This is a genomic window from Kitasatospora sp. MBT63, assembly GCF_000710465.2.
Classification (GTDB): Bacteria; Actinomycetota; Actinomycetes; order Streptomycetales; family Streptomycetaceae; genus Kitasatospora.
Window position 1 is genome coordinate 1 of record NZ_JAIZ01000193.1, and the last position, 3,223, is coordinate 3,223.

3 protein-coding genes and 1 pseudogene are annotated in these 3,223 nt (G+C 77.8%); 1 reads left to right on the top strand and 3 read right to left on the bottom strand.

The window, feature by feature from the left end; all coding sequences use genetic code 11:
- From AA75_RS49265 to AA75_RS13665, 3 genes and pseudogenes are all read right to left on the bottom strand, one after another.
- Window positions 1-394, bottom strand: a pseudogene (locus AA75_RS49265) (hypothetical protein); the annotation flags it as partial.
- Window positions 395-635: 241 nt separating this feature from the next.
- Window positions 636-1,292 (bottom strand): class I SAM-dependent methyltransferase, encoded by a 657-nt coding sequence (locus AA75_RS13660; protein WP_033820243.1) that lies wholly within the window; start codon window positions 1,290-1,292, stop codon window positions 636-638.
- Window positions 1,293-1,333: 41 nt separating this feature from the next.
- Window positions 1,334-2,602, bottom strand: a complete 1,269-nt coding sequence (locus tag AA75_RS13665) for an MFS transporter (RefSeq protein WP_051812290.1) — start codon at window positions 2,600-2,602, stop codon at window positions 1,334-1,336.
- Between the two features lie 74 nt (window positions 2,603-2,676).
- On the opposite strand from AA75_RS13665, the gene AA75_RS13670 reads away from it, so the two are divergent.
- The gene (locus AA75_RS13670) at window positions 2,677-3,063 is read left to right on the top strand and encodes a MerR family transcriptional regulator (RefSeq protein ID WP_033820244.1); all 387 of its coding nucleotides are present in this window, start codon (window positions 2,677-2,679) and stop codon (window positions 3,061-3,063) included.
- Window positions 3,064-3,223: the final 160 nt, after the last annotated feature.

A 3,223-nucleotide genomic window follows, 5' to 3' on the forward strand; every position in this document is an offset into this window, starting at 1 on the left:
GCGGGGGCCCCGGCGGGGCGGGGTACCCGCCCGGGTGGGGCGCCGGGTGGGGTGTCACGTGCTCGGGGAAGCCGGTCGGCGGCCCGGAGGGCGGCGCCGGGGAGCGGAACAGCGGCGGCGCGTCCGCGGCGCCCGTCACCGGCGGCAGGACGGTGGTCGGCTCGCCGCCGAACGGGTCGGCGCCGGGCGCGGGGAACGCCGCCGGGGCCTGCTGCGGCGGGAAGCCGGGCCGGACGTCGGACCCGAATCCGGACGGGAAGCCGGACGGCACCGCCGGCGGGGCCGGCGGCTGCGCCGGGGCACCCGGTTCCGTCCTGCGGCGCACCCAGCCACCCGCACCGCCGCGCGCGGTCGGATCCCAGACCGCCGGCGGAGTGTTCTCCTGATCCGTCATGCCCCTGCCCTCGCCCCCGACGACCTGTCTCACCTGTCAGTCGGACCCGGCACGGTGGCGGGGCCCTGGCTCGTGCGGCACCGGTGCGCCGTCGGCCGGCCCCCGGCCTCCGGCTGCCGCCGACACGCTACCCGGCGGCCGCGCCGCCGGGCCACGGCGGTACCCCTGCGGGACGGCCGTCCCGGACGACGTTAGAGCATCGCTGATCGTTCGCGCAGGGACCCGGCGCAGTCCGTCGCGGTCAGGCCCCGGTTCGGCGCAGTACCCGCAGCGAGCCGGTCACCGAGACCTCCTTGAAGCCCTCGGCGAGCGCCCGCAGGTAGACCCGGTAGGGGGCCTGGCCGCCGTCGGCGGGGTCCGGGAAGACGTCGTGGACCACCAGCAGGCCCTCGGGCGCCAGGTGCGGCACCCAGCCCTCGTAGTCGCCGGTGGCGTGCTCGTCGGTGTGCCCGCCGTCGATGAAGACCAGCGCGAGCGGACCGCCCCAGACCGCGGCCAGCTGCGGTGAGCGGCCCACCAGGGCGATCACGTGCTCCTCCAGCCCGGCCCGGTGCAGGGTGCGGCGGAAGAGCGGCAGGGTGTCCATCAGGCCGACCTCGGGGTCGACCAGCGTCGGGTCGTGGTACTCCCAGCCGGGCTGTTGCTCCTCCGAACCCCGGTGGTGGTCCACGGTCAGGGCGACCGTGCCGCACCGCCGGGCGGCGTCCGCCAGCAGGATCGCCGAGCGCCCGCAGTAGGTGCCGATCTCCAGCAACGGCAGCCCGGTGCGGCCCGCCGCGGCCACCGCCGCCGCGTACAGGGCGAGGCCCTCGTCGGCCGGCATGAACCCGGTGGCCGCCTCGAAGGCCGCCAGCACCTCGGGCGCGGGGTGGGCGGTGGCCGCCAGGAGGTCGGTCATGGTGGTGCTCCCTGCTCGCGCTGTCGGTGGGTGGCTGGACCCTACTCGATGGTAGGCAGCGGCGCCGCCGCCGGGGCGGCCCGGGTCAGCGCCCGGAGCAGGGCGGCGGCGCCGGCCACCGCGACCATCGCCAGCCCGGTGCCGACCAGGATCTGCCGGGGCCCCAGCACTGGGGCCAGCGCCCCGCCGAGCGCCGCCCCGGCCGGCGCCGCGGTCAGGAGCACCGTCCCGCGCAGCGCCAGCACGGTGGTCAGCCAGCGGCCCGGAGTGCGCTCCTGGAACAGGTTGGCGACCAGCGCGCTGTACGGGCCGTACACCACGCCGCCGAGGGCGAAGCCGAGCAGCGAGGCGACGGCCGGGGCCTGCGGGCCGAACGCCAGCATGGCGGCGCCGTGCCCGGCCAGCACGCCCAGCACCACCGGCCACAGCGGCAGCCGGCGCAGCGCCCCGGCGGTGAGCGAACCCGCCACCGCGCCGACCCCGAACACCGCCCAGTACAGCCCGAGCAGATCGGACCCTGCCCGCAGGTCCTGGGCGACGTACAGCGGCAGGGCGACCTCCACCGGCCCCCAGCAGAGGTTGAACAGCCAGGTCACCCCGATCAGCCCGAGCAGTTCCGGCCGGGCCCGCAGCACCCGCAGACCCGCGCCCGTCCCACCGCCGGCGGGTTCCGGGGCCTGCGGGGCCGCCGGGCCGGGCCCCGGGCGGCCGGCCCGGACGGCCAGCAGCCCGAAGGTGGCCGCGTCCAGGCCGATGATCCAGGCCGGTCCGGCGCACCCGGCCAGCAGACCGGCCAGGGCCGGCCCGGCGATGGTGGACACCCAGGTGCTGGTGGAGAGCAGCGCGTTGGCCGCCAGCCGGTGCTCCGGCGGCAGCAGCCGGGCGACCATCGCGTACCGCGCCCCGCTGCCCCACGCGTGCAGCACCGACGAGCAGGCCAGCAGCGCGACGAGGACCGCGGGGTGCAGCAGGCCGAGGACCTGGGCGAGCGGTACGCAGCCGAGCAGCACCGCCCGCAGCGCGGCGTCCGCCCGGATCAGCCGGTCCGGTGCCAGCGGGCGCATGACGCGCCCCAGCAGCACCCCGCCGACGGCCCCCGGCAGCACGTACGCGACCAGCGCCGCCCCCACCAGCGGGCCCGCCGCCCCGGGCGGCGCGAGGTGGACGGCGAGCCAGGCCACCGCGACCGTGCTCATGCCGTCCCCCAGGTCGGAGACGGCGAGCGCGGTCAGCAGCCGGGCGAACCGGCGGTCGGCGAGCACAGGACGGTATCCCCGCGGCAGCAGCCGCGGGAGCAGGGCTGAGATCATGCGGCCAGGCAAGCGGTTCAAGCGCGCTTGAAGTCAACCGGCGGGGCGCCGCCCGGGCGGAGCGAGGAGGTGCCGTGCGACAGCTGGGCATCGGTGAACTGGCACGGCGGACCGGCCTGCGGCCCTCCGCACTGCGGTACTACGAGAGCCTCGGCCTGCTGCCGGACGCCCGCCGGGAGGGCGGGCGGCGGGTCTGGCCGGCGGCCGTGCTGCGCCGCCTGGCGCTGATCAGGATGGCGCAGCGGGCGGGGTTCACCCTGGCCGAGATCCGTGGCCTGCTGGCGGGTGAGCCGGACCGTCCCGCCACCCGGCAGTGGCGGGAACTGGCCGAACGCAAGCTCCCCGAGCTGGACCTGTTCATCCGCCGGACCCAGCAGCTGCGCGACGCCGTCGCCGCCTGCCTGGCCTGCGGCTGCATGAACTTCCAGGACTGCGAGCTGCTGGCCGGCCCGGCGGCCTGACGGCGGCTCACTCCTGCTGCCGCAGCTCCTCGGCGATCTTCACCCGGTGCGGGGCCAGCTCCGCCTCGACGGCGCCCTGCTGCGCCGGATCGGCCGTCACCGACGGTTCGGTGACCGGCGGACGGGTGGTCAGCATCCGCAGCCGCAGGTGGGTGGGCGG

Excerpts from the sequence above, each read along its gene's own strand:
- AA75_RS13660 (WP_033820243.1), bottom strand. The coding sequence starts at position 1,292 with ATGACCGACCTCCTGGCGGCCACCGCCCACCCCGCGCCCGAGGTGCTG.
- AA75_RS13665 (WP_051812290.1), bottom strand. The coding sequence starts at position 2,602 with ATGATCTCAGCCCTGCTCCCGCGGCTGCTGCCGCGGGGATACCGTCCT.